13 protein-coding genes are annotated in these 15,416 nt (G+C 53.6%); 5 read left to right on the top strand and 8 right to left on the bottom strand.

Translation table 11 applies throughout. The features are described from left to right. Positions 1–2: 2 nt before the first annotated feature. A complete protein-coding gene (gene phoP, locus J1779_RS22065; RefSeq protein ID WP_056778830.1) occupies positions 3–677 on the bottom strand; it encodes a two-component system response regulator PhoP in 675 nt (224 codons plus the stop codon). A 296-nt stretch (positions 678–973) separates the two neighbouring features. Here phoP and J1779_RS22060 point away from each other — a divergent pair, with 296 nt between their 5' ends. From J1779_RS22060 to J1779_RS22050, 3 genes are read left to right on the top strand one after another with little or no spacing between them, the layout of a single operon-like run. Then, positions 974–2,227 carry a nucleoside permease gene (locus J1779_RS22060; protein ID WP_217204804.1) on the top strand — a complete coding sequence of 418 codons (1,254 nt, stop codon included), beginning with the start codon at positions 974–976 and terminating at the stop codon, positions 2,225–2,227. A 60-nt stretch (positions 2,228–2,287) separates the two neighbouring features. Beyond that, positions 2,288–3,307: an ADP-ribosylglycohydrolase family protein gene (locus tag J1779_RS22055; protein WP_217204803.1), complete on the top strand. Its 1,020-nt coding sequence runs from the start codon at positions 2,288–2,290 to the stop codon at positions 3,305–3,307. Further along, positions 3,304–4,284: a PfkB family carbohydrate kinase gene (locus J1779_RS22050; protein WP_217204802.1), complete on the top strand. Its 981-nt coding sequence runs from the start codon at positions 3,304–3,306 to the stop codon at positions 4,282–4,284. The genes J1779_RS22055 and J1779_RS22050 overlap by 4 nt, the downstream gene beginning before the upstream one ends. A 1-nt stretch (position 4,285) precedes the next feature. Here the strand turns inward: J1779_RS22050 and J1779_RS22045 are convergent, their stop codons facing one another. Both J1779_RS22045 and J1779_RS22040 read right to left on the bottom strand, forming a co-directional pair. Further along, entirely contained in the window at positions 4,286–5,047 is a 762-nt protein-coding gene (locus tag J1779_RS22045; RefSeq protein ID WP_056778835.1) for a GntR family transcriptional regulator, read from the bottom strand. Positions 5,048–5,186: 139 nt separating this feature from the next. Then, positions 5,187–7,559, bottom strand: coding sequence for a glycoside hydrolase family 3 N-terminal domain-containing protein (locus J1779_RS22040; protein WP_217204801.1), 2,373 nt, complete (start codon positions 7,557–7,559; stop codon positions 5,187–5,189). A gap of 310 nt (positions 7,560–7,869) precedes the next feature. On the opposite strand from J1779_RS22040, the gene J1779_RS22035 reads away from it, so the two are divergent. After that, a complete protein-coding gene (locus J1779_RS22035; protein WP_056778837.1) occupies positions 7,870–9,234 on the top strand; it encodes a glycoside-pentoside-hexuronide (GPH):cation symporter in 1,365 nt (454 codons plus the stop codon). Positions 9,235–9,289: 55 nt separating this feature from the next. Here J1779_RS22035 and purB read toward each other — a convergent pair whose 3' ends face one another. From purB to rluE, 5 genes are all read right to left on the bottom strand, one after another. Continuing rightward, entirely contained in the window at positions 9,290–10,660 is a 1,371-nt protein-coding gene (gene purB / locus J1779_RS22030; RefSeq protein ID WP_183846450.1) for an adenylosuccinate lyase, read from the bottom strand. Between the two features lie 23 nt (positions 10,661–10,683). Next, positions 10,684–11,310: a high frequency lysogenization protein HflD gene (hflD, locus tag J1779_RS22025; protein ID WP_056778839.1), complete on the bottom strand. Its 627-nt coding sequence runs from the start codon at positions 11,308–11,310 to the stop codon at positions 10,684–10,686. 192 nt (positions 11,311–11,502) lie between these two features. Continuing rightward, positions 11,503–12,612 carry a tRNA 2-thiouridine(34) synthase MnmA gene (gene mnmA / locus J1779_RS22020; protein WP_122095720.1) on the bottom strand — a complete coding sequence of 370 codons (1,110 nt, stop codon included), beginning with the start codon at positions 12,610–12,612 and terminating at the stop codon, positions 11,503–11,505. 220 nt (positions 12,613–12,832) lie between these two features. Next, positions 12,833–13,279 carry an NUDIX hydrolase gene (locus J1779_RS22015; RefSeq protein ID WP_217204800.1) on the bottom strand — a complete coding sequence of 149 codons (447 nt, stop codon included), beginning with the start codon at positions 13,277–13,279 and terminating at the stop codon, positions 12,833–12,835. Further along, positions 13,272–13,898 (bottom strand): 23S rRNA pseudouridine(2457) synthase RluE, encoded by a 627-nt coding sequence (rluE, locus tag J1779_RS22010; protein ID WP_217204799.1) that lies wholly within the window; start codon positions 13,896–13,898, stop codon positions 13,272–13,274. The genes J1779_RS22015 and rluE overlap by 8 nt, the downstream gene beginning before the upstream one ends. A 132-nt stretch (positions 13,899–14,030) precedes the next feature. Between rluE and icd the strand changes: the two genes are divergently transcribed. Continuing rightward, entirely contained in the window at positions 14,031–15,284 is a 1,254-nt protein-coding gene (gene icd, locus J1779_RS22005) for an NADP-dependent isocitrate dehydrogenase (protein ID WP_056778851.1), read from the top strand. The last annotated feature ends 132 nt before the right edge of the window (positions 15,285–15,416 follow it).

The raw sequence follows: 15,416 nt of genomic DNA, 5'->3' as shown, positions 1-15,416 counted from the left end.
CGTTATGCGCGGATGTCGAAACGATAACCCTGGCCGCGTACCGTGGTGATCACATCTTCCGGGTGCTCTGCCTGCAGTTTTTTGCGCAGGCGCCCCATCAGGACATCCACGGTATGGCTTTCGCGCAGTTCTGCGTCCGGGTAGAGCTGAAGCATCAGTGAGTCTTTGCTGACCACTTTTCCGGCGTTGCGGATCAGCGTTTCGATGATGGTGTATTCGAAAGCGGTCAGTTTAATGGGATTTTCGTTAACGGTCAGTTCACGACGGGATAAATCAATCTGGAACGGATGCAGGGTAATGACCTGTGATGCCAGGCCGCTGTTGCGGCGCATCAGCGCCTGCATACGTGCCAGCACTTCTTCCAGATGGAAAGGTTTGGTGACGTAATCGTCGGCACCGGCTTCCAGCACCGCGACTTTATCCTGCCAGCTTTCGCGGGCGGTCAGCACCAGAATCGGCAAATTTGCCTGGTGACTGCGCCAGCGGCGGATCAGGCTCAGGCCGTCTTCGCCCGGCAAACCGAGATCGACAATCGCGATATCCGGTGCATGTTCATGCAAAAAATAATCGGCTTCTTTGGCGTCTTCAGCGGCATCAACCTGATGCCCCATCTCTCTCATCTGAACTGAAAGGTGATGGCGCAACAGTGCGTTATCTTCAATGACTAAAATTCGCATGGTAATTCCTTATCCTTGTGGCGCGTAAGGCGACAGAAACATTCTGAGTGTAATTGTAAATGATTCAGAAACATTTTAATCAACCTCACATCAACGCCGTGACCGGCAATCTAAACAAAACCTAAACCAATTATAAACGGGCTTGCCGGGCAGAAGCATAAAATGTGAGATCGATCGCTGTTAAATACCAAAGGTACTATTAAGGTATTTCAAAGGTATCTTGAATACCTGACTCTTTCCGTCGCTTTGGGTGCGTATCGCACCGCGCGGGCCCCTCATTCAGCAAGGATATAATAATGAAACGTACCCATCTGAAGCTGTCCGTTATGATGTTTATCGAGTGGTTTATCTGGGGAGCGTGGTTTGTGCCTCTCTGGCAATACCTGAATAAGCTGGGTTTTACTCCCTCCGAAATCGCCTGGTCTTACAGCAGCACCGCCATAGCGGCCATTCTCTCGCCGGTGCTGGTGGGCGTGATGGCTGACCGCTACTTCGTCGCGCAAAAAGTGCTTGGCTGGCTGCTGCTGGCCGGTGCTGTGCTGATGGCGTTTATCGCGCTGCAAACCGAATTTTCCACCTTCTTCCCGCTGCTGGTGGTTTACGCCATCACCTATATGCCAACGGTGGCGCTGACCAACAGCATTGCGTTCGCCAACATCAATGACACCGAGAAGGATTTCCCGCGCATCCGCGTACTTGGCACGCTGGGCTGGATTGCTTCCGGGCTGGTGATCGGTTTTGTGCTGCCGCTGCTGCTTGGCATGAACAACATTTCTGATACCGGGTTGCCGTTGTGGATCACCGCTATTGCCTCGCTGGTGCTTGGGGTTTACAGCTTCTGGCTGCCGGAGACACCGGCAAAAGGCAAAGGGCCGGTGGATATCAAAGCGCTGTTCGGCCTGAATGCGCTGGGCTTGCTGAAAGACCGCTCTTTCGCGATTTTCGCGTTGTGCTCATTTCTGTTTTGTATGCCGCTGGCGTTTTACTACCAGTTTGCCAACGGTTACCTGACGCAGGTGGGTTTGCCCAACGCAACCGGCTGGATGACCCTCGGCCAGGTGTCTGAAATCTTCGCCATGCTGGCGTTACCTTTCCTGCTCAAACGCTACGGTATAAAAAAAGTGCTGATGCTGGGCTTTGTCACAGCGGCAATCCGCTACGTATTCTTTATTTATGGCGGCACGGCGGATGTCTGGGCTTACAGCATGCTGTTCCTCGGCATTCTGTTGCACGGCGTCAGCTACGATTTCTATTTTGTCACCGGGTATATCTATGTCGATAAAAAAGCGCCGCTGCATATGCGCACGGCGGCACAGGGCCTGATCACAATGATTTGTCAGGGATTGGGCAGTTTTATCGGCAACTGGCTGGGCGGCCGGGCGATGACCACTTTCTCGCTGAGCACGCCGAAAAATGGCATGACGTTCGACTGGTTTGCGGTCTGGGGCGTGGGTGCTGCGATGGTTGTCAGCGTGATGCTGCTGTTTCTGCTGTTCTTTCGCGAACGCAGCAAAACCATTACACCGGTCAGCCTTAGCCAGCCTTCCTAAGCATTCTTTTCACAACAGGCGGGCAGGCTGCCCCTCTGACATTGATAGCAGGAGATTTACATGACACAGCTAAGCCTTGAGAGCCGTATGCTCGGCGCGTTGTACGGACAAATGCTGGGCGACGCGCTGGGCATGCCCTCGGAGCTCTGGCCGCGCGAGCGGGTTAAGCAACACTTCGGCTGGATCGATCGTTTTCTTGATGGCCCGGCAGAAAATAGCGCCGCCTGTTATTTCACCGCTGCACAGTTTACTGATGATACGTCGATGGCGCTGGCGCTGGCCGATGCGCTGCTGGAAGCGGAAGGCCGCGTCGTACCGGAACTGATTGCGCGGAATGTGATCCGCTGGGTAGACAGTTTTGACGCGTTTAATAAAAACATTCTTGGCCCGAGCTCGAAACTTGCGCTGGCCGAACAGAAGAAAGGCGTGGTCATTGAGGCGCTGGAAAACAATGGTGTGACCAATGGCGCGGCGATGCGCGTTTCCCCGCTTGGCTGCGTACTGCCTTCGGCGCCGCTGGAGAGATTCTGCGAGCAGGTGTGGCTGGCGTCCAGCCCGACGCATAAATCTGATATTGCCGTGGCAGGCGCGGTGGTGATTGCCTGGGCTGTGTCGCGGGCCATTGAAGGGGCGAGCTGGCCTGAAATCCGCCTGGCACTGCCGGATATTGCGAAATATGCCCAAACGCGCAAACCCACCACTTTCAGCGCTTCACTGGCGGCGCGCATCGAACTGGCTTTCGCCACGGTGCAGAAAGCCGAAGGAACGGAGCAGGCGTCCGAAGCGGTTTATCAGCTGGTTGGCGCGGGCGTCAGCACCATTGAGTCTGTGCCTGCCGCGCTGGCGATGGTGGAGCTGGCCGGAACATGCCCGAATCAGTGCGCAGTGTTGTGTGCCAATCTCGGCGGCGATACCGATACCATTGGTGCGATGGCAACCGCCATTTGCGGCGCGTTGAACGGCATTGAGGTGTTTAAGAAAGAGTGGCTGGATGAACTGAAACGGGTCAATCCGCAGAATATGACGCGCTACAGCGACGCATTTCAGCGTTTCCGCCAGCAGGCGCAGGAGGCTGAATGAGCCAGGGCCATCGCGAATTATTACAGACGCTGATGCAGGGCGACTGGCATCAGCAGGCACCGGTGATGGTCGTCGGCGCTGCGGTCATGGACATGGTTGCCAGAGCCGATGCGTTACCGGAGCGCGGTGGGGATATTGCCGCCGACGTAACCGGTTTTCACCTCGGTGGCTGCGCGCTGAATATTGCGCTCGGGCTGAAACAGCTGGGTATTCACAGCCGTAATCTGTTGCCGGTGGGCGAAGGCATGTGGAGCGATCGTCTGAGGCGTGAAATGGCGGCACGGGAAATCACCTCGGATTTGCAGGTGCGCGGCGCGGATAACGGCTGGTGTCTGGCGCTGGTTGAGCCGGACGGCGAGCGGACGTTTATCTCTGTCGACGGTATTGAAAATCAGTGGCAGCCCGGCTGGCTGACCGACGCTACGCCACAAAACGGGCTGGTGTATGTGTCGGGTTATCAGTTGGGCGCGAAACAGGGAACGGTGCTGCTCGACTGGCTGGAAACCTTACCCGATGCGGTGCGCGTGGTGGTGGATTTTGGCCCGCGTCTGGATGTGATGCCCGAAGAACGCATTCGCCGCGTGATCCGCCCCGGCGTGATCCTGACGCTCAACGAACGGGAAGCCACGCTGCTGGGGTTTACCGATGACGCCGAAGCCTTCTGCCGTGAGCTGAATGCCAAAACCGGTGAACTGGTGGTACTGCGCTGCGGCGAAAAGGGAAGCTATTATTTTGCGGAGGCCAGTGATTGCGGCTGGATTGCGGCGCGTAAAATCACTGTGGCTGACAGCATAGGTGCGGGTGACAGCCATTGCGCCGGTTTGCTGGCAGGGCTTTCACTCGGCCTGACACACTGGCAAAGCATGACGCTGGCAAATTGCGTGGCGGCCTATGTTGTTTCGCAGACTGGCGGGGATTGCGCGCCGACGCTGGCGCAACTGGCCAGCACGTTTGAAAAGAGTGAACCGGCGCTGTGAATCAGTCTTCGCTGATGAACTCATACATGTCGCTGCGGCAAAAGCTTTCACTGTATTCAATCGGCCGGTTTTGCCCGTCGAACAATGTCTGCTTTATGATCAGCAGCGGCATGGGCTCAGTCAGCTGCAAAGATTGCAAGGTTTCAGCGTCGGACATTGCTGCGCTGACCCGGCTTTGCAGTGCGCCAAGCTCAATATTGTTGCGGCTGAAATAGTCATAGAGCGAGACGCCGATATCCTGCACATCCCCGATGGCGGCCATGATCACGTATGAAACCGCCACGGACATCGGGCGCGTGTCGATGTAATGAATTCGCTTGAGCATATAAACCGGTGTGCCTTCGGTGATCGCCAGTTTGCTGGCAATCAGCGCGGATGCCGGTATCTGATCACGGCTGATCCACAGCGTATCGGGCTTGCGGCCTTGTAACATCACTTCGCGCGAAAACCCTTTCACCCCGGCCAGCGAGTAAGAAAGCCTGGCATCAACCGCTTTTTTGATAAAGGTGCCGTAACCGCGTGAACGGCCTATGTGCCCGTCCTGTTCCAGCTTTGCCAGCGCCTTACGCACGGTGATCCGTGAAATCCCCAGCGCTTCGGTGAACTGTCGCTCACTCGGCAGGAAATCGCCGTCCTGCAAAATACCCGATTCCATTGCCTGACGAACCGATTCGTTAAAACACAAATACAGCGGCATAGTGCCTGTCTGAGCCAGATCGGTTTTCAGTTTTTCCAGCACCTGCTGGTTAGTGTCCATGCTCATACGGGCTTTTCCTGATGGCTGTAATGGCCTCTATTTTAGAAGGAAAGAGAATTTTTGCAGTGACATTTTACGCGTATGCGGGATTAAATCTGCGGGAGGGAAAAGGGGCGTTAAAGATAAATTCAAACGCCCCGTAAGGTTAATGTGTGATGACGCAGTGGCTTTCCATTCGCCACATTTTCTCCAGCGCACGGGCTTCGCCGGTGATTTCCACTACGCCCTGACTGCGGATATCCCCACTCGAGGCACCCACGCGAATGTCAAACTCACCGGGTTCGACCACGCGCTGCCCGTTACGCTGAGTGAAATTCAGCATGTCGGTGGGCAGGGTGAAGGTCAGCTCAGCACTTTCGCCTGCGCGCAGATGCACCCGCTGGAAGGCTTTCAGCTCCTGAACCGGGCGAACCTGCGAGGCCACGCGATCGCGGACGTACACTTGTACCACCTCGCTGCCGTCTTTATCCCCGCTATTACTGACGGTAATTTTTGCGATGACGTTGCCGTTCAGCGACGCTACCTGTGGCTGAACAATCGACAGTTCGCCATAACGGAATGTGGTCCATGTTTTACCGTATCCGAAGGGATAGCGGGAGCCGAAATGGAAAGCATAGGGTGTGCCGCCGCTCTTGAGTTTGTGGTTGTAGTAATAGGGCATGGCGCCCGCGCTGTGGGGAACGGATACCACCAGGCGCCCGGCAGGTTCCCGCACGCCGGTCAGCACATCGGCAATCGCATTTCCGCCTTCCTGGCCCGGTGCCCATGCCATCACCAATGCGGCGACCTGATCTTCAAGCCCGCCGAGATTGTAAGGGCGGCCACCAGTCATCACGACAACCACAGGTTTTCCTGTTGCCACCACGGCGGCGACCAACTCCTGCTGTACGCCGGGCAGGCGCAGGCTGTCGGTATCTGACCCTTCGCCAACGGTGCCACTTTGGAACAATCCGGCCAGATCACCGACAAAGACCAGCGCGACATCGCTCTGTTCTGCGGCTTCAACCGCTTGTGCAATCAACCGGGTATCCCGTGAGACGGGGGAGGTTTGTATCGGTTTACCCGTATCACCGGGGAAGACCGGAGCACCCGCCACCCGATGTTCAATAATGTGGCAGCCTTTGGCATAACGCAGATTCTGGCTGCTTACGCGTTTTTGTAATGCCTGTAAGGGCGTCACGACCTGCGACGCGCTGTCCTGCATATCACTGATGATCAGATGAACCGGAAAACTGTAGCCGCTGAGCAGCGCCAGCGGATCATCGGCCGTCGGCCCGATGATCGCGAGCCGTTGCTGGCCAGCCAACGGCAAAACGCCATTATTTTCCAGCATCGTGATGGAATTCACTGCGGCTTCATATGCCAGTTTACGGGTTTCGGGTGTTTGCAGCGCAATGGCATTTTCATCGGTATAAGGGTGCTCGAACAGCCCCAGACGGAATTTCTCCTGCAGAACGCGTCCGACGATCTCGTCGATTTTTGCCATGGAGATCAGACCCTGTTCAACGGCTTGCGCAAGATGGCGTGCGCAGTCATCTTTCGGCAGCTCGATATCCAGACCGGCGTTAAAAGCCAGCGCGGCGGATTCCGTGGCGTTGCGGCTGATGCCATGATGCTGGTGCAGCAGACTGATGCCGCCATAATCCGCCACTATCAGACCGTCAAAGCCCCATTCTTCGCGCAGCAGCGTCGTCATCAGGAAGGCATCTGAGTGGCCGGGCTGATTATCAATATCGTGATAGGCAGGCATGACTGAACCGGCATTTGCCAGTTTCACTGCCATTTCAAACGGCAGGAGAAAGGTGTCATTAAGCTCACTAAACCCCAGATGCACCGGCGCATGGTTGCGCGCCCCTTCGCTGAAAGAGTGCCCGACATAGTGTTTCAGCGTCGCCAGCACATCGCGTTTTTCACCTTGTAAACCCCGCACAAAACGGGTCGCCATCACACCCGTCAGGTAGGGGTCTTCCCCAAACGTCTCTTCAGTCCGCCCCCAGCGTACGTCGCGGGAGACGTCCAGTACCGGCGCTAACCCCTGACGGCAACCGGTGCTGCGGGCTTCATCGCCAATGGCGGCAGCGGTACGTTGCATCAACGCCGGATCCCAGGTGGAGGCGTAGTTCAGCGACGAAGGAAACAGTGTGGCATCTTTGCACAATAAACCGACCAGACACTCTTCATGAAATAAAGCCGGAATACCCAAACGGGTTTCTTCCATTAAGGTTCTTTGCAGACGATTAAGGGCGCGAACCCCTTCTTTGGGTTCGACAATATGCGTTCCCAGCGGGCGGGTAATCTGCCCGATCCCGCGTTTAAGGCGTTCGCTGAGCGCCGCCTGTTGAGTGACGCCGGCGAATTCATCGCTCAGATCGGTGCGCTCGCGATGATCGCCCGCGGCGGACAATATCAGCCAGAACGCGTGCATTTGTGCGAATTTCTCTTCAGGCGTCATTTGTGCCAGCAAATCGGCGACACGTTCATGCACCGGACGGTGGGCATCCTTATAAATGGCAGACATGCTTTCCCCTTGTAAGTGTTGCCATCCGCACGACGGCGCGGATATGTTTTCTGACCATCAATATTGGTAGCGCAAAGCAAACACAACAATTGCCGAAACCGCCATCCAACTTATGTTTTTTGGTTTTCTCCCTTAAATGTGATGCGGCTCGAATATATTAATTTTGTTTATTACAAAAAGCAGGAATAAGCCGTGTCTGCGTCACATTTGATTAAAAGCATAAAACATAAGTGAAATATCAGAATATCCCGCCTCAATGTCAGGAATTATAAAGACAAAGGAATTCTAATTTAAAAATTAAGGTGAATGCATGTCAGCGTTAACTGAAAGGATCACCAACAAAGAAAAGCTGGGTTTTGGATTAGGTGATGCGGCAAGCCATATCGTTTTTGATTCCTCTGTCGCTATTCTGGCTTACTTTTATACTAATATTTACGGGCTTTCTCCCGCCGTGATGGGCACGCTATTTTTGGTGGTGCGCATACTTGATGCGATTACTGATCCGATAATGGGCGCAATTGCCGATCAGACGAAAAGTCGCTGGGGGCGTTTCCGCCCTTGGTTACTGATTATTTGTGTGCCTTTTGCCGTGAGTTGCGTATTGGTGTATTCCACACCTGACTTCGGACAAACGGCCAAAATTGTTTATGCGGTGCTGGCCTATATCTTCATGACCATCATGTATACGGCAATCAATATCCCTTACTGTTCGTTAGGCGCAGCAATTACCGCAGACCCGCAGGACAACCTGTCACTCCAGTCCTGGCGCTTTGCGATTGCTCCTATCGGTGGCGCAATGGGGACTGCACTCATCCTGCCGCTGGCTGATTTTATCGCTCCCGGCGATCGTGCTACCGGCATGCAGTGGGCGATGGGGATTTTTGGTGTGATTGGTTGCCTGATGTTCCTGACCTGCTTCCTGACGACGCGCGAGCGTATTACGCCGGTCAAAGAAGAGAATATGAATATCCTTCGGGACGTGCGTATTTTGATGAAAAATGACCAGTGGCGGATCCTGTCTGTCTATAATCTTGCCATGCTTTGTGGGGTAGTAGTTCGCGGAAGCCTGCTGGTGTATTTCGTGCAATATGTGTTGCATCAGGGCAGCGGTATTATTTCCATCTTTATGCTGGCAACGACAGTCGCTTCTGTTATCGGGAGTTTATTCGCGAAATCACTGGGTACCTGGATGTGTAAAATCCGCGCTTCCGTGTGGGTTAACGTATTAAGTGCGCTGGTCGGGTTATTATTCTTTGTACTGCCAACAGAATATTGGATCCCCGCATTTATCGTGCATATCGCGCTGAATTTATTACAGGGTATAAATGCACCGCTGCAATGGTCAATGATTACCGATGCCAATAACTATGGCGAGTGGAAAACGCAACGTCGTATTACGGGCATGAATATTGCGGCGAATATTTTCGTCATTAAACTCGGCGTGGCAATCGGTGGTGCGCTGACAGGTTGGGGGCTGGCATGGTTTGGTTATCAGGCAGGCGTTGAACAACAGTCAGCTGAAGCGATACGGGGTGTATTAATTCTGTTTACCGTTTTACCGGCAATTTTCTATCTGATTACCGCGTTCTCCATCCGCTATTACCGTTTAACGGAAGACCGGATGAACGACATCATCGGCGATTTGCGTCAAAGTAAATTCCAGACCCAGAGTTAAGCCTTACAAACAACACGGACGCGCCCGCTGAGCTGGCGCGTCCGTGAAGAGAACATTACTTCAGTTCATCAACCATTTTGGCTGCACGGCCAATGTAATTGCCCGGTGTCATGGCTTTCAGGCGGACTTTCTCTTCCTCCGGTAATTCGAGAGAATCGATGAACGTCTGCATACCCGCAGCATCAACACGCTTGCCGCGTGTCAGTTCTTTCAGTTTTTCATAAGGTTTTTCAATGCCATAACGGCGCATCACGGTCTGGATTGGCTCGGCCAGCACTTCCCAGTTGTGATCCAGTTCATTCGCCAGATTCGCTTCGTTCACTTCCAGCTTGCTGACGCCTTTCATGGTTGCCTGATAGGCGATCAGCGCATAGCCCAGACCCACGCCGAGGTTACGCAGTACGGTGGAGTCGGTCAGGTCGCGCTGCCAGCGTGATACCGGCAGTTTGCTCGCCAGGTGCTGCAATACGGCGTTGGACAGACCCAGGTTACCTTCTGAGTTTTCAAAGTCGATTGGGTTGACTTTGTGCGGCATGGTGGAAGAACCGATTTCGCCAGCGATGGTGCGCTGTTTGAAGTGGTTCAGGGCAATGTAACCCCAGATGTCGCGGTCGAAGTCGATCAGAATGGTGTTGAAACGCGCCACGCAGTCGAACAATTCCGCGATGTAATCATGCGGTTCGATCTGCGTGGTGTACGGGTTCCATGTCACGCCTAAAGAGGTCACAAACTCTTCGCTGAACTGGTGCCAGTCCACTTCCGGATAGGCAACGATGTGGGCATTATAGTTGCCGACAGCACCGTTGATTTTCCCCAGAATTTCAACGTTTTCCAGCTGCTTAAACTGGCGATCCATACGATAAGCGACGTTAGCCAGTTCTTTACCGATGGTGGATGGCGTCGCAGGCTGGCCGTGGGTGCGTGAAAGCAGCGGAATGTCGCGGTATTTGTGCGCCAGACCTTTGACCGCATCAATGATTTGTTTCCAGTACGGCAGTACAACGTCCTGACGTGCCGTTTGCAGCATCAGCGCGTGGGACAGGTTATTGATGTCTTCGGAGGTGCAGGCGAAGTGGATGAACTCAGACACCGCGTGCAGGGCAGGGATGGCAGCCACTTTTTCTTTCAGGAAATATTCCACCGCTTTGACGTCATGGTTGGTGGTCTTTTCGATGTCTTTGATGCGCTGCGCATCGTTGACATCGAAATTGGCCACTAACTGGTCAAGGAAAGCGTTTGCGTCGGCATCAAAAGCAGGAACTTCCTTGATTTCTGCACAGGCGGCCAGTTTTTGCAGCCAACGTACTTCAACCTGCACACGGAATTTCAGCAGGCCAAATTCGCTGAAAATAGTGCGCAGCGCGCTGACTTTATCACCGTAGCGTCCATCAACGGGGGAAACGGCGGTCAGTGAGGATAATTCCATCGGTAGCAACTCCTGGGATCTTATTAACAATGAGCGAGAATATTTTTCGCCTGTTCAAACAGACGATTACGGGAAAACATCAGCTGCAGGCGGCCACCGCCGACCTGATGCCACAGCACAGCGGAACGGATACCGGCCAGTAAAATAGCGCGAACCTTCGCCTGCACCTGAGAATTTTGTAAAATGGCCGGTGAACCGGTCACCTGAATACGCGGACCGGCCGGGCTGACGACATCGACATAAATTGAGGCCAGTGAACTTATCATGGTGTCGGATTCAAGCTCATAATGTGCCAGCTGGCGGTCGAGCTGATCGATGCGTTCACCAAGCTGATTCATCGCCGGCTTATTGGCATAAAGCTTGCGCTCCAGCACCATCAGGCTTAATGCGTAGCGCGTTAACTCAGCGCCCGGCCCCTGACGGTTGGCGTTGAGCACGCCTAACAGTGTCTCCAGCCCCATCTTCAAATTGGCTTCATTATTACCGTACACCGCCAGCGTGGACGCCGGATTCATCTCCAGCAGGCTGCGCAGTGAAACTGACATTTCTTCCTGAGCGCACTGACCGTCATGTGCCAGTTGCTGAACCAGGCGTGCTGCCTGACAGATCCCCGCCAATGCCAGCGTAATGTCATAGTAATTTTTAGCCACGTTTACTCCTGTAAGCGTTTTCGAAACGATGAGACGCGGTGCCAAAGAAAATAGCCCAAACTATTGGCGACAGATCATGCCATAAAACTGCCCCTAAACACAGTTCGGAATCAGTGCAGAACGTCACAGGCGGGCAGAAATAAAGCGGGACGCCCGAAAGCGTCCCGTATTCATGCGCCAGATTGTTCAGTATCAGACCTGAAGTGGCAGGCGTTGTTCGATAATGCCGCCGCCCAGACAGATTTCACCGAGGTAAAATACCGCTGACTGGCCGGGTGTCACGGCCGCAACAGGCGCATCAAAACGCACTTCAATGCGGTCTTCGCCGAGCGGTGTCACCACACAGGGAATATCTTCCTGGCGATAACGGGTTTTCACCGTACAGGTCAGCGGGGCGGTCAGCGTTTTGCGATCGACCCAGTGCAACTGCTGGGCAATCAGACCGACGTTCATCAGACGCGGGTGCTCGTGGCCTTGCGCGACGTAAAGAATGTTGTTTTCCACATCCTTTTCCACCGTGTACCACGGCTCTTCGCTGCCGTCTTTCTGGCCGCCGATACCCAGACCTTTACGCTGACCAAGCGTGTGATACATCAGCCCCTGATGCTGGCCCATGACCTGACCATCAACGCTTTTAATCACGCCCGGTTGTGCAGGCAGATAGCGGCCAAGGAAATCACGGAATTTACGCTCACCGATAAAACAGATGCCGGTAGAGTCTTTTTTCTTAGCAGTGATCAGATCCAGTTCTTCCGCGATGCGGCGGACTTCCGGTTTTTCCAGTTCACCCACCGGGAACAGGCTTTGTGCGACCTGTTCGTGACCGAGCGTGTAGAGGAAATAACTCTGATCTTTGTTGCCATCAACGCCACGCAGCAAATGGCTGACACCGTCGATATCCTGACGGCGCACATAGTGACCGGTCGCGATGTAATCCGCGCCCAAATCTTCTGCCGCAAATTCGAGGAAGGCTTTAAATTTGATTTCTTTGTTGCACAGAATATCCGGGTTCGGCGTGCGTCCGGCTTTATATTCTTCGAGGAATAATTCGAACACGTTGTCCCAATATTCCGCCGCGAAATTCACGGTGTGCAGTTCAATGCCCAGTTTGTCGCACACGGCCTGCGCATCGGCGAGGTCGGTGGCTGCTGTGCAATACTCTTCGTCGTCATCCTCTTCCCAATTTTTCATGAAGAGACCCTCGACCTGATAACCCTGCTGTTGCAAAAGGTAGGCAGATACAGAGGAATCGACACCGCCGGACATCCCGACGATCACTTTTTTCTGGCTGTTGTCAGACATAATAGTCCCGAAACATAGGAATTAATTGCCCGGCGCTGACGGTGTTTTTCAGGGTATTTGTCCCACGAGGATGAAGGCCGCGCGCGACAAAAAACACCACAGCAACCCGGACATCGGTTACTTCTTAAAGATTACGCAAAAAAGAACGCGCGAAATTTTATCACGTCAGGCCGGTTGCTGCATCGCTGATTCACAGGAAAGCAACAACCGGCCCGGCAGGTTATTCCGGCAGGTTGAAATTGTGCAGGATTTCCAGAGGGTAACGCGGGGATTGCTGATAACAGCGGATGCTTTCCGCCACCAGCGGCGAGCGCAACTGTGAGGAACCCATAATCTCTTCGGCAGTGACCCAGCGGCACTGATCGATGTCGTCGTCCTGCGGCGCGGTGTCGGACATGTGTGGCAGATCAATCACGAAGGCGAAACGCAGGAAGGGCGTGCCGTCCGGTGCCTGCCACTGGTGCAGACCAAGGAACGACTGAGGTTCGGCATGAATGCCCGTTTCTTCATATAATTCACGTTTCGCGGCGCTGATTAATGTTTCGTCAGCTTCCAGATGACCGGCGGGCTGATTCCAGGTGACTTTACCGTGGACGGTTTCTTCCACCACCAGAAATTTTCCCTGAGCCTGTACGACGCAGGCAACGGTAACGTGCGGTTTAAACATGTGAAATTTCCTTCCATTGGCCGGGTTGTAAGTCGCCGAGTGTAAACTCGCCCATGCTGTAACGGATAAGACGCAGCGTCGGAAAACCCACGTGTGCCGTCATGCGGCGCACCTGGCGGTTTCTCCCCTCGTACAACGTGATTTTCAACCACGCAGTGGGGATCGCTTTGCGCTCACGGATTGGCGGATGACGCGGCCATAACCATTCCGGTTCATCAACGATTTCAGCGCCAGCGGGCAGGGTGGCACCATCTTTCAGCACCACGCCCTCACGCAGCGCCACAACCGCCGCAGCATCGGGTTCACCCTCGACCTGAACATAGTAAATCTTCCCGGTACGCTTGCCCGGTTGTGTCAGCGCAGCCTGCAGTTTGCCATCGTTGGTCAACACCAGTAAACCTTCGCTGTCGCGATCCAGACGGCCTGCGGCATAGACATCTGTTAACGAAATGTAATCCTTTAGTGTCGCGCGACCGGCCTCATCAGTGAATTGTGGCAGTACATCGAACGGTTTATTGAAGAGAATCACTTTTCTCGGCCCTTTTGGGGCAGATTGTTCTTTGGCAGGCCGTTTGCTGAAACGTTTAACGTTGTGATTTTTAAAAGATAGCGGGTTCATAGGCATTGAAGTTAGAGAGAATTAGCGCATTATACTTGAAAAATGTTTCGGATTGGCTAGCGGGAAATATTCGAGTAGTATCAACCGGCATCTTACAAATTTTTAACAAAAATGCGCTCGAAGGAGAGGTTAATGGAAAGCAAAGTAGTTGTTCCGGCTGAAGGTAAAAAGATTACAGTAGACGCTCAGGGTAAACTGGTTATTCCTAATAATCCTGTGATCCCATTCATCGAAGGTGATGGTATCGGCGTTGACGTGACTCCAGCCATGATCAAGGTTGTTGATGCGGCAGTTCAGAAAGCCTACAAAGGTGAGCGTAAAATCTCCTGGATGGAAATCTACACCGGTGAGAAATCAGTAGAACTGTACGGCAAAGACGTATGGCTGCCAGAAGAAACTCTGGATCTGATCCGTGATTACCGTGTTGCTATCAAAGGCCCACTGACTACGCCAGTTGGCGGCGGCATTCGCTCCCTGAACGTAGCCCTTCGCCAGCAGCTCGATCTGTACATCTGTCTGCGTCCGGTGCGTTATTACACCGGCACGCCAAGCCCGGTTAAACGTCCGGAAGATACCGATATGGTGATTTTCCGTGAAAACTCCGAAGATATCTATGCGGGTATCGAATGGAAAGCCGGCTCTGCTGAAGCCGACAAAGTGATCAAATTCCTGCAAGACGAAATGGGTGTGAAGAAAATCCGTTTCCCACAGGAATGCGGTATCGGCATCAAACCTTGCTCCGAAGAAGGCACTAAGCGTCTGGTTCGTGCGGCGATTGAATACACCATCACTAACGATCGTGATTCACTGACGCTGGTTCACAAAGGCAACATCATGAAGTTCACCGAAGGTGCCTTCAAGGATTGGGGCTACCAGCTGGCGCGTGAAGAGTTCGGCGGTGAGCTGATCGATGGCGGCCCGTGGGTGAAAATCAAGAACCCGAACAATGGTAAAGACATCATCATCAAAGACGTCATCGCTGATGCCTTCCTGCAACAGATCCTGCTGCGTCCTGCTGAATACGACGTTATTGCCTGTATGAACCTGAACGGTGACTACATCTCTGATGCCCTGGCGGCACAGGTTGGCGGCATCGGTATCGCACCGGGCGCAAACATCGGTTCTGATTGCGCGCTGTTCGAAGCCACTCATGGTACGGCACCGAAATATGCGGGTCAGGATAAAGTGAACCCAGGTTCCATCATTCTGTCTGCAGAGATGATGCTGCGTCATATGGAATGGTTCGAAGCGGCAGACCTGATCGTGAAAGGCATGGAAGGCGCAATCGCGGCTAAAACCGTGACTTACGATTTCGAACGTCTGATGGAAGGCGCTAAGCTGCGTAAATGCAGCGAGTTTGCCGACGACATGATCGCCAATATGTAAGCTGACAGTCATCAGAATCTGATGCCTGATTAACGCTATCTGAGGGAACCTGAGGGTTCCCTTTTTTTATCTCATTTTCATGGGCTTATTGTTTATTTTTTCAGCCTTATTGTGCATCCGGGCCGCGGGTGT

It is taken from the genome of Rahnella rivi (genome assembly GCF_019049655.1).
GTDB lineage: Bacteria > Pseudomonadota > Gammaproteobacteria > Enterobacterales > Enterobacteriaceae > Rahnella > Rahnella rivi.
This window is presented reverse-complemented; position numbering and strand designations above follow the sequence as displayed.

What these genes read in the sequence shown, in the direction of transcription:
- purB (WP_183846450.1), bottom strand. Translation starts at nt 10,660, where the DNA reads ATGGAATTATCCTCACTGACCGCCGTTTCCCCCGTTGATGGACGCTAC.
- J1779_RS22015 (WP_217204800.1), bottom strand. Translation starts at nt 13,279, where the DNA reads ATGTTTAAACCGCACGTTACCGTTGCCTGCGTCGTACAGGCTCAGGGA.
- J1779_RS22050 (WP_217204802.1), top strand. Translation starts at nt 3,304, where the DNA reads ATGAGCCAGGGCCATCGCGAATTATTACAGACGCTGATGCAGGGCGAC.
- J1779_RS22055 (WP_217204803.1), top strand. Translation starts at nt 2,288, where the DNA reads ATGACACAGCTAAGCCTTGAGAGCCGTATGCTCGGCGCGTTGTACGGA.
- J1779_RS22040 (WP_217204801.1), bottom strand. Translation starts at nt 7,559, where the DNA reads ATGTCTGCCATTTATAAGGATGCCCACCGTCCGGTGCATGAACGTGTC.
- icd (WP_056778851.1), top strand. Translation starts at nt 14,031, where the DNA reads ATGGAAAGCAAAGTAGTTGTTCCGGCTGAAGGTAAAAAGATTACAGTA.
- rluE (WP_217204799.1), bottom strand. Translation starts at nt 13,898, where the DNA reads ATGAACCCGCTATCTTTTAAAAATCACAACGTTAAACGTTTCAGCAAA.
- J1779_RS22060 (WP_217204804.1), top strand. Translation starts at nt 974, where the DNA reads ATGAAACGTACCCATCTGAAGCTGTCCGTTATGATGTTTATCGAGTGG.
- phoP (WP_056778830.1), bottom strand. Translation starts at nt 677, where the DNA reads ATGCGAATTTTAGTCATTGAAGATAACGCACTGTTGCGCCATCACCTT.
- J1779_RS22035 (WP_056778837.1), top strand. Translation starts at nt 7,870, where the DNA reads ATGTCAGCGTTAACTGAAAGGATCACCAACAAAGAAAAGCTGGGTTTT.
- mnmA (WP_122095720.1), bottom strand. Translation starts at nt 12,612, where the DNA reads ATGTCTGACAACAGCCAGAAAAAAGTGATCGTCGGGATGTCCGGCGGT.
- J1779_RS22045 (WP_056778835.1), bottom strand. Translation starts at nt 5,047, where the DNA reads ATGAGCATGGACACTAACCAGCAGGTGCTGGAAAAACTGAAAACCGAT.